Source organism: Nostoc sp. 'Lobaria pulmonaria (5183) cyanobiont' (assembly GCF_002949795.1).
Taxonomy (GTDB): Bacteria; Cyanobacteriota; Cyanobacteriia; order Cyanobacteriales; family Nostocaceae; genus Nostoc.
Genome location: NZ_CP026692.1, coordinates 5,435,089 through 5,453,351 on the forward strand (window position 1 = coordinate 5,435,089; position 18,263 = coordinate 5,453,351).

The window sequence follows — 18,263 nt, forward strand, 5'->3', positions numbered from 1 at the left end:
GCGTCACCGCTTCACCACAACTGGCTTGAAATCAAACAGAAAATATATAGTACAAATGCACTGACACAGATTTCAGTCGGGGATGGCAGTCTTTGAGTTTGTAGTTGTCTTAGTTTATGTCAAGCTAAATTTTGCGGACAGTAGCCCAATCCACAGATATAACTTTGTCGGAATACATACTTCAATATTAGTTTTTTATTGAAGAGGTAAATATAATCGTTCAAATGAAAATTGTTATAAATTGCAGTACGAATATTAAGGTTTAACCTTTGAGCAATTGGTTTGATTTTGAAGTTATTACTAACTATCAAGTTTAAGCTTAAATTTAACTTAACGTTTTGGGTAATTTAGAATAAGATGAGATACTCAAACGAATTTTTACATTGACGAAAGCTAGATACATTGACGAAAGCTAGATACATTGACTACTACTATAATATTACTATGCTGTTCAATCGTCTATCGGGTTCTGAAATTGATTTAAAGCAAATCCTCGATCAAATTAGGATGCTCGCCGATCAAATTCATCAGTCACTTGGAGTGAGTGAAATTCTCAAGATTATTGTCAGCGAAGTTAGAAAAACTTTAGAAAGCGATCGCGCTATTATCTATCGCTTTTTGTCCGATGCAGATGGAGTCATCGCAGAAGAGTCTGTAAGTCATGAATGGAAACTGATTTTAGGGCAATTAATTTACGATCCTTGCTTCAATGCGACATGGGTAGAGCGATATCGAGATGGAAGCGTCGGTGTCATTGAAGACATTCATACTACAAACCTTGACCCTTGTTATAAAAAGTTATTAACGGACTTGCAGGTTCGAGCTAATTTAGTAGTACCAATTTTAGTAAACAATCAAGAAATTGATGGAGTTTCTAATATATATCCTCATTTGTGGGGCTTACTAATTGCTCACCAGTGCAGTGGCTCACGTCAATGGAGTTCTTTAGAAATTGAGTATTTCCAACTGATAGCCGCAGAGCTAGGAATCGCTCTTGGGGAAGCAGAACGCCATCAGCGAAAGGCTACATCCTGCCAAAACCTAACGCTGCAACTCAATCAAAACCTAAAAAATTTGACAGTTTAGCCAAAGTTGAAGCTGAGATCAATCAAAAAAACTCTGTATAAGAATTTTAGAGAATCCATTACAACAAGAACAGCATTGCCAAAGAATATATCAGTTGCAGACTTGATTGCATTTGACCGATTACAAACTCCAATTTGGATTTATGATATTCAAAATTTGCAGATGTGGTGGGCGAATCAATCCGCTCTGCATATTTGGAATGCTCAAAGTCGAGAAGAATTGCTCAATCGCAACTTCAGTGATATTTCCCAGTCTACTCACACTCGAATGCAAAGCTATGTGCAAGAATTTCAGCAAGGGAAAACCATCGCTGAAAACTGGACATTTTACCCAGAAGGAAAACCTGTTTCTCTTCGCTGCATCTTTTCTGGAATTCAAATTGAACAAGGGCGAATAGCGATGCTGGTTGAAGGAACAACACAACTTATCAATCAGATCGATCGAGAAACACTCAGATCGATTGAAGCCCTACGTCATACCACAGCGATCGTCTCGCTTTACACGATGGATGGTGTACCTTTGATGCAAAACCCGGCAGCCCTTCGCTGTTATCGGGATACCCTGCACCCTAACTCGTCAGTTGAGAATATTTTCCTAAGTCACTTTGTCGACAAGAGTGTTGGGCAACAAGCTATGGAAGTGATTAATTTAGGTGAGGTGTTCAGCATAGAGGCTCAGGTGTTCACTACTGAGGGGATTCAATGGCATGGGATAGATATACGATGCACCCGCGATCCTGTAACGGGTAATTCCATTATCCTCGTTAACGAAAAGAATATTACCAAGCAACAAGCTGCGCTACAAGAACATCAGCGTACAGAGTCAGAATTGCGCTGGCGGGAAACTTTGCTGCGTTCCATGACTGACACTTCCTTGCTGGGATTCTTTGTTGTTGACAATCACACCGACGAAATCCTTTATTTCAATCATCACTTCTGTAAAATTTGGGGCATCGAACATCTAGAAGACCAAATGCGTTTGGGTGCTTTAAAAAATAATCACATCATTCCTGAGTGTATACCTTCAATTGTTGATGTATCGGCATTTGCCGAATCCTTTAAACTGTTGCAGTCTGAAGAAAATCGTAGCACGATTGAGGATGAAATTTTATTTGTCGATGGGCGAACGATTCGCCGCTTTTCCAGCCAAATTCGGGATATTCAGGATCGATACTTTGGGCGGTTATACATTTTTGAAGACATCACCCCACGCAAACAAATCGAAGCCGCACTCAAAACCAGTGAAGAAAGATGGCAGTATGCCTTGGAAGGAAATGGGGACGGAGTTTGGGACTTGAATGCCGAAACTAACGAAGTCTTTTTCTCCCGGCGGTGGAAAAAAATGTTAGGGTTTGCAGAGGATGAAATTGGAAATACCCTCAGTGAATGGGAACAACGGGTTCACCCTGATGATAAAGCGAGGGTTTACGAGGAAATTCTCAAGCATTTGTACGGTGAAACCCAACAATATGTCAGTGAATATCGGATCGAGTGCAAAGATGGAACCTACAAGTGGATTTTAGATCGGGGGCAAATTTCGAGTCGCGCAGCCAATGGTTTTCCCCTACGGATGTTAGGAACCCATACTGATATTACTGAACGCAAGCGTATGGAAGAAGCACTGCGAGAAGGCGAACAACGCTATCGTTCCGTAATTACAGCGATGGCAGAAGGTATTGTCCTACAGCAATCCGATGGGCGAATTACCGCTTGTAACGACAGTGCCGAAAGAATTTTAGGGTTAACAGCCGATCAAATGATCGGGCGAACTTCCATCGCTTCACTATGGCAAGCTATTCATGAAAATGGTACTTTTTTTCCAGAGGAAACTCACCCCACCGTTGTTACTTTACGCACCGGACAACCCCAATTTAACGTGATTATGGGAGTTTACAAACCTGATAATAGCTTGACTTGGATTTCAATCAATTCTCAGCCACTATTTGAATCCGATGAATCAAAACCATCTGCGGTGGTGACATCATTTACAGACATCACAGACCGCAAACAGGCACAAATTGCCCTGCAACAGCAAACAGAACGGGAACGCATGGTCTATGCGATCGCTCAACATATCCGCAAATCTTTGGACTTAGATGAAATATTGAATACAACTGTTGCCGAAGTTCGACATTTTCTGCAAACCGATCGGGTACTCATCTACCGCTTTAACCCTGATTGGAGTGGTGTGGTTGTCACCGAGTCTGTAGCAGAAGGTTGGCAAGCAATTTTGAATATGGAAATTACAGACAACTATTTTGTCGAAACACAGGGACAGTATTATCAACAAAGTACCCTTAAAGTCACTCCAGATATCTACACCGCCGGATTTTCCCCTTGTCATGTAGAGTTATTGCAACAGTTGCAAGTCAGAGCCAAGCTAGTTGTACCAATTTTACAAGGCGATCGCCTTTGGGGACTTTTGGTTGCTCATGATTGTAGCACCCCGCGTGAGTGGCAACCTTGGGAGAGCGAACTGCTTCAGCAATTGGCAACACAGGTAGCGATCGCTATTCAACAATCAGAACTTTATCAACAATTGCAGCGTGCTAACCAGCAACTTGAAAATATGGTGATGGTGGATGAATTAACTCAAATCGCCAATCGCCGATGTTTTGATATTAAACTTAATTCTGTCTGGCAATATCTTTTACGAGAACAAGGTTTTGTCTCACTACTTTTATGCGACATTGATTATTTTAAACAATATAACGATACTTATGGTCATGCAACTGGAGATGATTGTTTGCGCTTTATTGCCCAAGCTTTCAAACAAAGTGTCAAACGTTCTAGAGATTTAGTTGCTCGTTATGGCGGAGAAGAGTTTGTTGTCATCTTGCCTAGCACTGATAGTGATGGGGCTTTTTACGTTGCCCAAGAAATTCATAAAGCTCTAGAACAGCTAAATATTCCCCATGCAGCATCGGCTGTGAAACATCACGTCACCTTGAGTATTGGAATTGCTACAGTGATTCCAACACCCAATATGGTTCCTTTAAATTTGATTGAGGCAGCAGATCAAGCCCTTTATCAAGCCAAAGCAAACGGGCGTAATCGTTCTTGTATAAATAGACTGTCTTAGAGAGTGAGCGATACCTGCGGTTCTTGCCACCCAACGCTAATCAAGTAATTGTTAATATTTTCTAAAGTTTTTAACTACTTTCACTTCTTTATTAGTTTTTTATTTTTTGTTTATAAATTAAAGCTGTTGGTAGTGAAGCCAAGAGCGAACTACTAGTTTGTGTTTAACTTTTTTAATAAAACAACAATTCTATGACAAACTGCCCTTGCTTTTCCAACTAAATGTTTTGTCACATTCGTTTACAAGAAACCTACTGGTTTTGCCGCCACTGCTGGTAAGAGATGCCTAACCTGAGTTTAGATAGAAGTACTTTATATTTACAGAAGATTTCAAGTGAGTTAATACCAATTTGAAAAAAGAATGCGACAAATAGACTATTTGTAGAGACGCCATTCATCGCATCTTTACCCAAGGATGTGTTGCAATCATTAATGGAATTGGTATAAGTACACAATCTAAGTCTCGAAGCAAGGTAAAAAAACTGTTTTGCTTCTGTTAGCACTGCAAAGCGTAGCCCATTTTGACTCATGAATTCTGAATTCTGCTCTGTCTAAAAATTTTCCACAGAAAGACTTTTAAAAAACTTATGAGTTGATTGATTATTATAATTTAGAAAAGGAGCAACAGAGCCGCTTTAACGACTATCTTATATCGCTTGTTCAGCTGCTTTCATCGCTAACGCAGATTGGATTCTAACAACTCTAAATCACATGAATATTAAATGACTCTTAAACCGTGTCATCAGGTACTCTTGCATCTTACTTAAGTCTGATATCTTCTAGAGAACAGCTTTGTTGTTGTCAGGTAGATTGATGAGTCGAATTAATGGATTTGTCGGGCGACGTAATTTCTTGAAATTCGCTAGTGTTGTAGGTATTGCAACTACTACTTTTGGTGATAGCTTTTGGAATCCAGAGCAAACTGCTGTTGCTGATATTCACCCAGTTAACCCTAATTCAATCAATCCGAATGAAGCCATCAGACGCTTGCTTGATGGTAATCAAAGATTTATCCATCAAAAACGTCAATATCCCGATCAATCACTAGAACACCTACGATTAGTTGCTAAAGCTCAGTATCCCTTTGCCGCCATATTGGGCTGTGCAGATTCTAGAGTACCTGCGGAAATTATCTTCGATCGAGGACTTGGAGATTTATTTGTCGTGCGAGTTGCTGGTAATGTTGTCAGTGACACGATTATAGGTAGTCTGGAATATTCTACAGTAGTGTTGGGTTCGCAGTTGATTATGGTTTTGGGTCATAGAAGATGCGGTGCAGTAGCAGAAGCAATCAAAAACGAACCACTTCCAGGAAGAATTGGTTTGATTATTGAGGGCATCAAACCATCTGTAGAAAGGGTAAAGTTCAAAACGGGTGATAATATGCAAGATGCAGTTATAGCCAACATTCAGTATCAAACTGAAAAATTGCAAGAAAGCTCAACTATTTTAGCTAAATTGCTCCGTGAAGGTAAACTAAAAATTGTTGGTGCTTGTTACGATATTGATACTGGTAAAGTCAACATTATTACTTGAATATCTCACACTTTTTAAGTGTAGAATTCTTAGTTCGATGTTGATCTATGCTAATGCAAACGCACGAAAATTTAGAAAAAACTTAAAGCTTGTAATAAATAAACCCAGCAGGGACTATATAACAAGGCCGCCTGCCAGGAAGGTATAGTATATTCTAGCCATGTTTGATTGGTTAGCGCTTATTTGTAAAAAATAATTGCGTATCCCTAAATACAATAACTAAATGCTTCGGAAAACACAGTTAAGAAAAGTTACTAAATAGGTTAATTTCCAATTAAAATTCAATACGCTGGGGTTAAGAGTTATTCACTGTAGTTTGAATCCATATTACCAGAGGTTGCCCAAATTCCATAATGATTTAGGTTACAGGGTACAGAAGATAATTTTTTTGACTGTCACCTGTAACCTGTAACTTTTCCCTTTCTTAACTTCTAACTCCCTTTACTGTTGCTCCAACAATTTTATCCGCTGCCACCAAAGATTCAACGGATAATAGACCACAGGTGCCCACAGACTACTCAGAATGGCAGAAGCAAGAGCGACCCGCTGGTAATATATCCAAATATCTGTCACCTTGCGCTCATTACCGAGCAAAGTTAATTGCAACCCAAAGATAGTTTCTGCCAAAACTGCCATAACAAAAACAATTACAGCAATTGAAATAAAATCTTCTTCGATAAAACGCTGTTTTTGGAGCAGACCAGTTAAAACTCCCACTATCCCTAAACTGATGGCATGACTTGGATTAGGTGATGTCATTGAATCTTGGAGTAGCCCGAGAACTATACCTGCCAATGCTCCGGCAAACACCGTGCGCTTTACACTCCAAGCTACCACCCAAATTAATAGCCAGTTAGGGCCAATTCCTAACAATTCCATACCTGGGAATCGGGTTGGTAATAATAGTAAACATAACAGTACAGAAATAGCCGTCACTATCCAACCAAACAACTGACGTATACCGGGATGCCAACGAGCAAGCGGCTGGATTTGGAATTTCGATTTTCGCGCTGACGATTTTGGCTTTTTCTGCCTGCTACCACCAAATGCAGGAATCTTCATTTTTCTATGGATTTTTTCAAAGAATTTACTTAGACTTTTGCGGCGCTTGATTTGCCGATTGGTTTTCTGGTTTGGGATAAACAGCTACCCAATCGAGAGAGCGGATTGGTGGAAAAAGCTCAATTTTCGCCACTGATGCCGGAAGTTTCTTTAAATCCAGCGACTTAATTCGTCCTACTGCCAAACCGGAGGGAAATTTCTGACTGTAAGTAGATGTGGAAACTAAATCTCCTACTTTAACATTTGGAACTTTTTCATAAAACTCCAATACAGCTTCAGCAGAAGAATCTCCTCGTAAAACGCCTTTAGCTGCTGTGCGGCTAATCGATACACCCACTTGACTCTTGAGGTCACTGATTAACAACACGCGGCTAGTATTGGGAGTTACACTTTCCACCAAACCCACTAATCCGCCTTCTGCCTTGACTATGAAGCCTTCCTGAATCCCCGCATTCGCACCGCGATTCAGCGTAACTTGTTGCCACCACTGGTCAGCACTACGTCCTACCACCCGTGCTGGAATTGGTCGTGATGCCAGCGGCTCTTTTTCCACATAGCCTAATAAATCTTGTAACTTTGTCTTTTGACTTTCCAAATCTACTATACGGGTTTGCAATTCCATTATCCGGGCATCTCTAAGACGTTCTTCTGGAGTTGGTCCTGACTGCAATATCTCTAATGGACGGGTAATTGCCTGGTATGTCTCAAGCACTAGTTCACCTTGAGTCTGTCGCAATATCCAAGCACTACCAAGTACTAAAGCTAACAAGCCAATTTGCAACTCTTTACGATCCCACCAACGCCGTATTGTCACCATATATACCTGAATGTACTTATATAAATTAAGTTCTACTTGGATTCTATTTATATAGAACCCAAATAGAACTCAAATAGAACTCAATTCTGATATTTTTTTTGCTACATATTGCGAGAGCTTTCGGTAACAACTCGTTCCAACTGTTTAAAGTTTTCTAACACACGACCTGTTCCCAGCACAACACAGCTCAAAGGATCGGCAGCAATGTGGGTAATAATCCCTGTTTCATGGCTAATGAGGGTATCTATGCCTTTGAGCAAAGCACCGCCTCCAGCTAACATAATACCTCTGTCAATAATGTCTGCTGCCAGTTCTGGCGGTGTGCGTTCCAGTGTCCGCTTCACAGCTTCTATAATTACTGATAGCGGTTCCAACATACTTTCACGGATTTCCGGGCCTTTGATTGTTACAGTTCGCGGTAGACCAGAAAGCAGGTGTAAGCCTCGGACTTCCATCATGGCGTCATTATCATCATTAGTCGGATAGGCAGAACCCATCCGAATCTTGATTTCCTCGGCAGTACGTTCACCAATGACTAAATTATGAACTTTCTTAATATACTGAACGATCGCATCAGTCAGTTCATCTCCCGCAATGCGTACTGATTCGCTGATTACCGTACCTTGAAGACTCAGCACTGCAACTTCTGTTGTCCCACCACCAATATCGATGATCATGTTGCCAGTTGCTTCGGCAACAGGTAATCCTGCACCAATAGCCGCAGCTACAGGCTCATCAATTAAATAAACTTTTCTTGCTCCTGCTTGGTGAGCTGCATCCATAACAGCTCGCCTTTCTACTCCTGTGACCCCACTGGGAATACCAATGACAATCCGGGGTAAAATCAAAGATTTACCTTCATTTACACGCTGAATAAAGCTTTTGAGCATCAGCTCAGCTATCTCAAAGTCAGCGATTACACCATCCCGCAAAGGGCGGAGGGCAATCACATTTCCCGGTGTGCGACCGAGCATTTTTTTGGCTTCTTCTCCTACTGCTAGTGCAACCTTTTCGTTGACATCGATCGCAACTACAGAAGGTTCTTGTAGTACAATACCTTTACCAGATACATACACCAGGGTGTTTGCGGTACCGAGGTCGATACCCATATCCCATGAAGTGCGAAAGTTCCTAAAAATACCCACGCGTCTGTAAGCCCCCTATGTGCGATACTTCTTGACTACAACGGTAATAGTTAATCGTGCTTGATTCGATTATGTTTGTATCCTAAGTTGAGTAAACTAGACAATATTTTTATATGATTCCCAGAAATATTTAGTATGTCTCAAGCACCGTACTTTTTGATATTCTCTGGTTAGATAAGTATATCCGTATATTTTTATGTGTTTACTCCAAATAGTGTGTATAAATTTTCAAGTCAATTATATTGTTAACTGTTTAACACATTATTTTCAAGTCTTTCACAATTCGCTATGATGAAAGTCAGAATTGCTAAGTACGTTTGTACTGAAAGGTAACGCGATGAGTATCAATGTTGTCACCCTCATTGGTCGTGTAGGCGGCGACCCAGAGATTAAGTATTTTGAGTCTGGTAGTGTGAAGTGTAGATTAACACTAGCTGTTAATCGTCGCACAAAAGAAGGTGAACATACCGACTGGTTTAATTTGGAACTATGGGGAAAAACGGCGGAGGTGGCAGGTAATTATGTACGGAAAGGCAAGCAAATTGCTGTCAAAGGTTCTTTGAAGTTTGACACATGGAGCGATCGCCAAACAGGAGCAAACCGATCATCCCCAGTTATCCAAGTAGATCAGCTGGATTTATTAGGCTCTAAGCGAGATGCAGAAGGCGGTACAGGAGATATGTCTTCAGAACATTTTTAATTGGGCATTGGGCATTGATTATTAGTGCTTTGTCTTTTATTAGAAGAAAGGACAAAGCACTAATGACAAATGACTAATAACTAATTTGTAGCGTCACCGATGCTTCTACTTCTTGTTCACCACCAACAATCGGGGTAGAAGCATCAGCTGATTTCGCAGCCTCAGCCCGTAAAAACATTGGTGGTGGTGGAGGCGCACTAGCATTATTAACTTGAATGCTGACTATTTCTTTGGATTTAAAACCCAAGGCACTAAAAACGGCATCAGCTTGCTGCCGCGCGTCTTGAGTAGCTTCTTTTAATGCTTGCTTTTGAGCAGCTGCGATCGCTTGATCGTTGGCAACAAAACTAATGCCGTTAATTTGTGTCGCACCGGCTTTGACTGCATCATCCAATAATGTCCCAGCTTGCTCAACAGGAATTCTAAAACTTACAGTGTTATTGGCAGCATAGCCTGTAATCCGCTGCACATTATTGGTATAGCTGTAAACCGGGTTGAGACGGATACCAGTGGTTTGTAATTTTTCAACATTTTTGCTCTTGAGAAATGCAACCACCGCAGATGACCTCTGAGCGGCTTCTTGTTGTACCTCTTGGGCTGTTTTCCCCTGAATCTCCACTCCTAAACTGACTTGTGCCAGAGTTGTCGGAATTGTTTCGACTCCGCGACCACTGACACTAAGGGTTCGCCACAATTTATCTTTTTCTTGTGCAAATGCAGGTAGTACAAAAGTTGCACATAAAAGCATTGCTAAAGGCAGTATTTTCCACAAGTTTCCCGATGGAAACTGAGAACCGGGTAAAGCGGCTCTAGTCATAATATTTGCACTCCTCAAAGTATCCACAGATGTTTTGAATAAACGTATGTAGCAATCTTCTGGTGGTCGTTGAGAGTCAAACAATTTTGGATTTTAGATTTGCGATTTTGGATTGACCCCGACCAGAAGGGTGCGGGGCATGAACCGAAATAATCTAAAATCTAAAATCTAAAATCTAAAATTGGTACGGTCAACAACCACCACAAGTTTTTCACAACTCAAGTGCGATCGCCAGATACGATTTCTATGTTCTTACTTTGACACTGCGATCGTCAAAAGCGGAAATGGTTACATTTTTGGATAATAAAAAAATACACTAATACTGCACAGCGTAAATGAAACGTTTACACTGTATTCATTTTGAATTCAGATTATGTCTTTATATGATGTTTTTCAGAAACGCGTCAGAATCAAAGAGAAGGATTTTCAGAGAACCTAATGCATTTGTTAGAACCAATCAACTTCTCTTTTCCGCTGCTGGCTGGCGCAACACAAGCCGCAGACAGTTCAATGGTAGTCGAAGCAGTGCTACTAAGCTTAGTAGTCATTTATCTCGCCAGCAAAGTTGGTGGAGAGTTATCAAACCAAGTGGGTTTGCCGCCTGTCTTAGGCGAACTCGTTGGCGGTGTGGTAGTTGGCATCTCTGTTTTCCATCTTTTAGTTTTTCCAGAAGGCGGCACAGACAGTTCTAATTCTTTGATTGTGTCCTTTCTTCAAACCACTGCTGGTTTAACGCCTGAAGCCACTCCAGCGGTGTTTGCAGCCCAGTCCGAGGTCATTTCCGTTTTGGCAGAATTGGGTGTGATTATTCTGCTGTTTGAAATCGGCTTGGAGTCGAATTTAAAAGATTTAATGGCAGTTGGTATCCAAGCCACTGTCGTCGCAGTCGTGGGGGTAGCAGTACCCTTTGCCGCGGGGACTGTGGGACTGATGACTTTGTTTGGTATTAGCGCTGTACCCGCAATTTTTGCCGGGGCGGCTTTGACTGCTACTAGTATTGGTATGACTTCCAAGGTGCTGTCAGAATTGGGGCGGCTCAATTCTAAAGAAGGGCAAATTATTTTGGGTGCTGCGGTAATTGATGACGTACTGGGAATCATCGTTTTAGCGGTAGTAGCTAGCCTAGCTAAAGACGGCGTGGTGGATGTCAGCAAAGTCATTTATTTGATTATTAGCGCCACTGGTTTTATTTTGGGAGCAATCCTACTAGGGAATGTTTTCAATAAGTCCTTTGTAGCGATCGCTGATCAACTCAAAACACGTGGTGGACTGGTAATCCCAGCATTTATTTTTGCCTTTGCTATGGCATACTTTGCCGCCGTCATCCAGTTAGAAGCAATTCTGGGAGCTTTTGCAGCAGGTTTAGTCCTAGAAGAGACAGATAAGCGTAAAGAACTGCAAAAGCAAGTATCTCCCATTGCCGATATATTAGTGCCAATTTTCTTTGTGACTGTTGGGGCAAAAACTGATTTGGGAGTATTAAACCCAGCAATTCCCGACAATCGTGAAGGTCTAATTATGGCAACTTTCCTGATTACAGTAGCCATTCTCGGTAAAGTAATCACAGGCTTAAGCGTGTTTGGTCAACCGGGAATCAACCGTTTAGCGATCGGTGTGGGGATGATTCCCAGAGGCGAGGTTGGGTTAGTGTTTGCTGGTGTCGGCGCTGCCAGTGGCGCTCTCTCGAAACCATTAGGGGCAGCAATTATCATGATGGTTATCTTGACAACCTTTTTAGCTCCTCCCTTGTTACGATTTGTATTTCCAGATCCAAAAACCGTGGACGAAAGCTCAGAGCAACTAATTTTAGACGGTTCCTCTGGGACTTCGTTGGTAATTGAACCACCTCAGTCAAGGGTGCCAGCATCAAATGACAGCGGTAATTTGGGAGTAACCCCAGATTCTGGCGATCGTTAATTATTGGGCATGGGGCATTGGGCATTGGGCATTGCTCTTTCTCTGCTCTGCTCCTCTGCTCCCTTGCTCCCAATTGTGCAGTGGAAACTTCTATTCTCAAATCTCCGTCCCATCTGATTGTAGAATAATCGTTTGTTTATAATTTCTTCCAGCATTCAGAATGTTACTTATTTCCAGTCTCCCTCGGCTTGTGAGCCTTTATCTAAATATTTTTCAGATAATTGGGGAGTAACACCCATAAATTTTGCTAGATCGTTTGACAGTAATGGGAATTATTTACTCAGTGCATCGATGGCAACAAAGAATAAACACTTATCAGTAAACAGCTATCAATTATCAGTTTTCTAGCTTTATTGGGAGTCAGAGTTTTCTACCTCTACAGGTAGAAGGTTTCGCATGGGGATTTAAACTGAATTTGAAACCTGATAACTGATTTAAGTGTGTCTAAATTCCAGCTTAAAAATCAAAAAAGGGATTCAAAGGTCAAGTTGAGGTGGTGATGGTGTGATGATTTACCAATGAGTTGAGATATTGACGGCTCCCATGAATGTGAATTAGGAGAAAGGACTGTGAAATTACACTGGTTACTACCCAGCACTATTGGAACTATCTTCATGCTATCGTCGCCAGCAATGGCCGCGAGACTTGAATCTTGGCGCTTTGATGCCAATCAAAACAGGCTGGAAATTAATACTGTGGGAGCAGTTCAACCCCAAGCACAATTAATTTTTAATCCAACTCGGCTGGTAATTGATTTGCCGGGAACTACATTTGGTCGTCCGCAGTTAACCCAACAGGTGGGTGGTGGAATTCGCTCAATCCGTGTTGGACAGTTTGATGCAGATACAACACGCATAGTTGTTGAACTGACTCCTGGTTACACTTTAGACCCCAAACGAGTGCAATTTGTTGGTACATCTGGCGATCGCTGGACGGTGCAATTACCGAAGCCAGCAGTCGAAAAAGTAGCTTCATCTCCTAGAAGCGCGTACAGTGTAGTTACCCCAGACTCCGAACCTCAACCTAATATTTCAAGGGTTGCCACTACTACACGAGGGGCAACTCAAATTGAAAACTTACAAGTAACAGGCGATGGGTTGTTCATTCGTACCAGTGGTGGTAATCCTCCAATTCAGGTAATTCGCAGCCGCGATCGCGCTACCATCTTCGTAGATATCTCTGGTGCATCTTTATCACCACGTCTGACGCAGCAGAGGAATATACCCGTTAACAAACATGGTATTAGCCGCGTCGAATTCACCTCATTGCAAACCCAACCTCCTGGTGTCCGCCTAACTTTGCAAGTAGATAAAAATAGTCCCGATTGGCGAGCAACTAATAGTAACGATGGTGGTTTGATAGTTTTACCTAGTCGCGTTGTCAGATTGCCCAGAAGTAATAATTTAGACAATCAGTCAAATGCCGTTTCCTTTCCCAGTAGAACATCTGTCAATAACTCGCCAGCAACAATTGAGTCTGTGCAACTTGCCGATAATGGCAAACAACTGCTAATTCGAGGCAACCAACCTTTATCTGCTACGGGAATCTGGGATAGATCCTCAGGTATCTTCCGCGTCACAATTACCAATGCCAAGTTAGCTACCAGAGTTACAGGGCCTACTTTTGCTCCCAATAGCCCGATTCTTCGGGTACGTCTGCAACCTCAAGCATCTAATACAGTGGTTGCTTTAATTCAACCAGCAGGCGGAGTGCAACTTGGGCAACCCCAGCAAATCGGCGACCAGCTTTTGGTACCAATACAAGGTTCTCGGCGAGTTGTCACCCTCCCCGGAAGACCTCCTTATGCTTTACCTGGGCTACCACCACCAAACCGTGGGCCATTCCCAGACTTAAACAATCCAAATCCTCAACCCATAATACAACCACAGCGCCGAGTTACCAATGGGCGAGTGGTAGTAATTATTGACCCCGGACATGGTGGTAAAGACTCAGGAGCGCTTGGCATTGGGGGGGCGCGTGAAAAAGATGTTATCTTGCCTATTGGTAAAAGGCTGGGTGAGATTTTGCAGCAACATGGTGTACAAGTGATTCTGACGCGGGATTCTGACTATTTTGTTACCCTTCCGGGACGGGTGCAATTAGCAGAGCGAGCTAATGCTGATGTGTTTGTAAGCATCCACGCAAATTCCGCAGGTGCAAGTCGTCCCGATGTTAATGGCTTGGAAGTATATTATTACGACAGCGGTCTGGATTTAGCTCGCATTGTCCGCAGTAGCATTCTTCAAAGTATTAGTACTCTCAAAGACAGGGGAGTGCGGCGAGCCAGATTTTATGTCCTCAGAAAAAGTTCTATGCCCTCGATTCTCGTAGAAACGGGTTATATGACTGGGCGACAGGATATGGCTAGGCTCAGAACCTCAGCTTACCAAAATCAAATGGCAGAAGCGATCGCTCGTGGCGTTCTTCAGTATCTCAAGAGAAGATAAGTAATTTAGTCTAAATTTTTAAATTGTTGAGTAAGTACATCTAATCTTTACCATTTTTATCCAATTTAGTAGTAAAACAATTTAAGTATTCTTGCGGCGGGATAGGAGTGACTTCTTTGTTATTGTCATTTGATACTTTGCAAGTCAAAAAATTTTGGATTTTAGACTTTTTTGCGGAACGCTACGCGTAACTTGCTTCCCTGGAGGAGTACGGCTACGCTCAGTCGAACGATTTTGGATTTTGGATTTGTATCACCTACAAGAGGTGTTAATGTAGCAGGACGCTAATCTGGCAGAAAACTAAAATCGGGAATCTAAAATTTAAAATTAGCAGTCCTATTTATATAGGCTAATCACATGGCAAAATCAGAGGAGCGTGCTATATTTTACGCCATTAGCTGTGTCTTAAATAACAGCGCAAAACTCAAGTGTGCGCGGTGACGGTGTGAGGATTAGCCAATATGTTGAGATGTTGACGGCTCCCATAAATGTGAATCAGGAGAAAAGACTGTGAAATTACGCTGGTTACTATCCAGTACTATTGGAACCATCTTCATGCTATCGTCGCCGGCAATGGCCGCGAGACTTGAATCTTGGCGTTTTGATGCTAATCAAAACAGGCTGGAATTTAATACTCAAGGGGATGTTCAACCCCAAGCACAATTAATCTTTAACCCGACTCGTCTAGTAATTGATTTACCAGGAACCTCATTTGGTCGCCCGCAGCTAACCCAACAAGTAGGCGGTGCAATTCGTTCGATCCGTGTTGGGCAATTTGACGAACAAACAACGCGCATAGTTGTTGAACTGACTCCTGGTTATAGTTTAGACCCCAAACGAGTGCGATTTGTGGGTACAACTGGCGATCGCTGGACAGTGCAATTACCTACGCCAGAAGCCGACAATGCACCCGCAAGAAACACTGAAGGGCAACCAGAACAAGCTTTAGCCACTAATACTTCACCCAGAACATCTACACCAACATTTCCCCCAAGGAATATTTACAATGTGGTGACAAGCGGCTCTGTAAATCCACCTAACAACAGAATGGTTGTCGCCAAAGTTACTCAAATTGAGAACTTACAAGTTACTGGTGATGGGTTTTTTGTCCGCACCAATGGTGGCAATCCTCAGATTCAGGTAAATCGTAGCAACGATCAAAAGGCAATTAACATCGACATTGCTGGTGCAACTCTATCACCAAGTTTAGAGCAGCGAGATTTATCGATTAATCGCTATGGTGTCAGCCGTATTCAATTCACCCAGCTGCAAACCAGCCCATCTGTTGTTCGCCTAACTTTACAAGTAGATGAAAATAGTCCAAATTGGCGAGCAACCACTAGCAGTGCTGGTGGTTTTGTAGTTCTACCCAGTCGTGGGGTTGCCCAGCTGCCTGGAAATAACAGTCCACGTCCCATAACACCAAGTAACACAACTGCTAGCATTCAGTCTGTGCAACTAGCTAATAATGGCACACAACTGCTGATTCGAGCCGACCAAACTTTATCTGCTACAGGAGGCTGGGATAGAACCTCTGGTCTGTTCCGCATCACTATCAACAATGCTAAGTTAGCTCCCAAAGTCACAGGCCCTACTTTCAATCCTAATAGCCCGATTCTGCGAGTACGCCTGCAACCACAAGAATCCAACACTGTCACCGTCTTAGTTCAACCAGCAGCCGGAGTACAAATTGGGGAACTCAACCAGATTGGCGACCAGCTTTTAGCTTTAGAATTAAGACGCTCTAGTAGCAGCATCACACCGCCCATTACTTTACCTCCCCTGCCATCGCCAGACCAAGGTCAATTACCAAATCCCATAGATAATCCCCGTCCAATCTCTCAGTCACCACCACGCCCCTCGGTTCCTAAAGGGAAATTGCTGGTAGTTATTGACCCAGGACATGGGGGAAAAGACTCAGGTGCCCCCGGTCTTGGGGGACTTTTGGAAAAGAATGTAATTCTACCTATTGGAAAAAGGGTAGGAGCAATTTTAGAGCAAAATGGTGTACAAGCGGTGCTTACGCGGGATGCCGACTTTTTCGTAGAACTTCAAGGACGGGTAGATATTGCCAAGCGGGTTAATGCAACTTTGTTTGTTAGCATTCACGCTAATTCCGTTGATAATCGCCCTGATGTCAATGGGTTAGAAGTATATTATTTCGATAGTGGTTACAATCTGGCTGAAGTAGTTCGTAAAACCATCCTCCAGGACATCGGTACTATCAAAGACCGCGGAACCCGCAAAGCCAGATTCTATGTTCTGAGAAAAAGCTCCATGCCTTCGATTTTAGTAGAAACAGGCTATATGACTGGTTACGAGGATAATCCCAGATTGGGAACACCAGAATATCAAAATCGGATGGCAGAAGCGATCGCTCGTGGCATCCTAAAATACTTACAGCAGAGGTAATATAATACAAATTACTAATTAAAGAGGTGGTATTTAAACTTCTTTGAGGCGCAGAATTTAGTGGTCAAATTAGAGATTGTCTGCTAAATTCTGTATTTTAAATCCCAAAACCTAAATATATATCTGCCTGTGTATTCATCTTCCATTTTTGAAGGGAATCTTGACGATTTTTCCGATCGAGAACCCCAACGTGCCCCAATTGGCATCTTTGATAGTGGTGTGGGTGGGCTAACAGTACTACGACAAATATATCGACAACTCCCCAATGAATCAATTGTTTACTTTGGGGATACAGCTAGACTTCCTTACGGAATTCGTTCACAAGCAGAAATTTTACGATTTACACGTGAAATTATTACCTGGCTACAGCAGCAGCAAGTAAAAATGGTAATTATGGCTTGCAACACCAGTTCTGCCTTAGCCCTAGAAACCGTGCGTCAAGAATTCAGCCTACCTATTTTGGGAGTAATCCTACCGGGTGCAAAAGCTGCGGTGCAGCAAGGAAAGCGGATTGGTGTAATTGCCACTCCAGCTACAGCGAAAAGTAATGCTTATAAACACGCTATTCTCGAAATTGCTCCCGATGTCCAAGTCTGGCAAGTTGGATGCCCGGAGTTTGTGCCACTGATTGAGCAAAACCGCATTCACGATCCTTACACTGCGGAAGTCGCACGAGCCTACCTAGAGCCTTTATTAGAGCAAGAAATTGACATTTTAGTTCACGGCTGTACTCATTATCCCCACCTTACACCAGTATTGCGATCGCTCCTCCCCTCTCAAGTTCAGTTGGTCGATCCAGCTGTTCATGTTGTGGCAGCTTGTGCCCAAGAACTAGACTTACTAGGCTTAAGAAATACTCACCTATCACTACCAACTCGCTTCGCTGTTAGCGGTTGTCCGCAACAGTTTTCCCAGTCAGGAGTGCAGTGGCTAGGCTATACCCCAATGGTTGAAGAGGTTTCCTTCACTGATATCGCTATTTCCCAACTCCAATAAAACTAATTAGTCCTTAGTCCTTAGTCATTTAATCAAAACAAATGACCAAGGACAAAGGACGAAAGACAAATGACTATTGACTATTGACTGATACCTCCTGTTTGTGTTTTCCTTCAGATGATGAAGGGAAACTTGTAGGAACAGTCTTTGTACCCGTTCGCTTCGCCAATGCTAATAGCAGGTAGACTGTGAACAAATATCCAGAGGCTAAAATAAAAATCATCATAGGTATACTTCCGTAAATCATT

General features: G+C 42.3%; 12 protein-coding genes. 8 read left to right on the forward strand and 4 right to left on the reverse strand.

Going from position 1 to position 18,263, the window contains the following annotated elements:
* Nucleotides 1-402: 402 nt before the first annotated feature.
* From NLP_RS24135 to NLP_RS24150, 3 genes are all read left to right on the forward strand, one after another.
* Entirely contained in the window at nt 403-1,086 is a 684-nt protein-coding gene (locus NLP_RS24135; RefSeq protein ID WP_234017048.1) for a GAF domain-containing protein, read from the forward strand.
* 75 nt (nt 1,087-1,161) lie between these two features.
* A complete protein-coding gene (locus tag NLP_RS24140; RefSeq protein WP_199784679.1) occupies nt 1,162-4,167 on the forward strand; it encodes a diguanylate cyclase domain-containing protein in 3,006 nt (1,001 codons plus the stop codon).
* 812 nt (nt 4,168-4,979) lie between these two features.
* Nucleotides 4,980-5,702, forward strand: a complete 723-nt coding sequence (locus NLP_RS24150) for a carbonic anhydrase (protein ID WP_104908538.1) — start codon at nt 4,980-4,982, stop codon at nt 5,700-5,702.
* Between the two features lie 441 nt (nt 5,703-6,143).
* On the opposite strand, the gene mreD is transcribed toward NLP_RS24150, so the two are convergent.
* From mreD to NLP_RS24165, 3 genes are all read right to left on the reverse strand, one after another.
* Nucleotides 6,144-6,764, reverse strand: coding sequence for a rod shape-determining protein MreD (gene mreD, locus NLP_RS24155; protein WP_104908539.1), 621 nt, complete (start codon nt 6,762-6,764; stop codon nt 6,144-6,146).
* A 25-nt stretch (nt 6,765-6,789) separates the two neighbouring features.
* Nucleotides 6,790-7,581, reverse strand: coding sequence for a rod shape-determining protein MreC (gene mreC, locus NLP_RS24160; protein ID WP_104908540.1), 792 nt, complete (start codon nt 7,579-7,581; stop codon nt 6,790-6,792).
* A 101-nt stretch (nt 7,582-7,682) separates the two neighbouring features.
* Nucleotides 7,683-8,690 (reverse strand): rod shape-determining protein, encoded by a 1,008-nt coding sequence (locus tag NLP_RS24165; RefSeq protein ID WP_104908541.1) that lies wholly within the window; start codon nt 8,688-8,690, stop codon nt 7,683-7,685.
* A 373-nt stretch (nt 8,691-9,063) separates the two neighbouring features.
* On the opposite strand from NLP_RS24165, the gene NLP_RS24170 reads away from it, so the two are divergent.
* A complete protein-coding gene (locus tag NLP_RS24170) occupies nt 9,064-9,426 on the forward strand; it encodes a single-stranded DNA-binding protein (RefSeq protein ID WP_104908542.1) in 363 nt (120 codons plus the stop codon).
* 73 nt (nt 9,427-9,499) lie between these two features.
* On the opposite strand, the gene NLP_RS24175 is transcribed toward NLP_RS24170, so the two are convergent.
* Nucleotides 9,500-10,243, reverse strand: a complete 744-nt coding sequence (locus tag NLP_RS24175; protein WP_104908543.1) for an SIMPL domain-containing protein — start codon at nt 10,241-10,243, stop codon at nt 9,500-9,502.
* A gap of 438 nt (nt 10,244-10,681) precedes the next feature.
* On the opposite strand from NLP_RS24175, the gene NLP_RS24180 reads away from it, so the two are divergent.
* From NLP_RS24180 to murI, 4 genes are all read left to right on the forward strand, one after another.
* Nucleotides 10,682-12,160 carry a cation:proton antiporter gene (locus tag NLP_RS24180; protein ID WP_104908544.1) on the forward strand — a complete coding sequence of 493 codons (1,479 nt, stop codon included), beginning with the start codon at nt 10,682-10,684 and terminating at the stop codon, nt 12,158-12,160.
* Between the two features lie 569 nt (nt 12,161-12,729).
* Entirely contained in the window at nt 12,730-14,607 is a 1,878-nt protein-coding gene (locus NLP_RS24185) for an N-acetylmuramoyl-L-alanine amidase (RefSeq protein ID WP_104908545.1), read from the forward strand.
* Nucleotides 14,608-15,117: 510 nt separating this feature from the next.
* Complete coding sequence (locus NLP_RS24190) at nt 15,118-17,019, forward strand: N-acetylmuramoyl-L-alanine amidase (protein WP_104908546.1); 1,902 nt, start codon at nt 15,118-15,120, stop codon at nt 17,017-17,019.
* Between the two features lie 129 nt (nt 17,020-17,148).
* Nucleotides 17,149-18,015 (forward strand): glutamate racemase, encoded by an 867-nt coding sequence (gene murI / locus NLP_RS24195; RefSeq protein ID WP_104908547.1) that lies wholly within the window; start codon nt 17,149-17,151, stop codon nt 18,013-18,015.
* The last annotated feature ends 248 nt before the right edge of the window (nt 18,016-18,263 follow it).

Bases quoted from the DNA above. Each gene is read 5' to 3' on its own strand.
- NLP_RS24165 (WP_104908541.1), bottom strand. From the start codon at position 8,690: ATGGGTATCGACCTCGGTACCGCAAACACCCTGGTGTATGTATCTGGT.
- mreD (WP_104908539.1), bottom strand. From the start codon at position 6,764: ATGAAGATTCCTGCATTTGGTGGTAGCAGGCAGAAAAAGCCAAAATCG.
- mreC (WP_104908540.1), bottom strand. From the start codon at position 7,581: ATGGTGACAATACGGCGTTGGTGGGATCGTAAAGAGTTGCAAATTGGC.
- NLP_RS24170 (WP_104908542.1), top strand. From the start codon at position 9,064: ATGAGTATCAATGTTGTCACCCTCATTGGTCGTGTAGGCGGCGACCCA.
- NLP_RS24175 (WP_104908543.1), bottom strand. From the start codon at position 10,243: ATGACTAGAGCCGCTTTACCCGGTTCTCAGTTTCCATCGGGAAACTTG.
- NLP_RS24180 (WP_104908544.1), top strand. From the start codon at position 10,682: ATGCATTTGTTAGAACCAATCAACTTCTCTTTTCCGCTGCTGGCTGGC.
- NLP_RS24150 (WP_104908538.1), top strand. From the start codon at position 4,980: ATGAGTCGAATTAATGGATTTGTCGGGCGACGTAATTTCTTGAAATTC.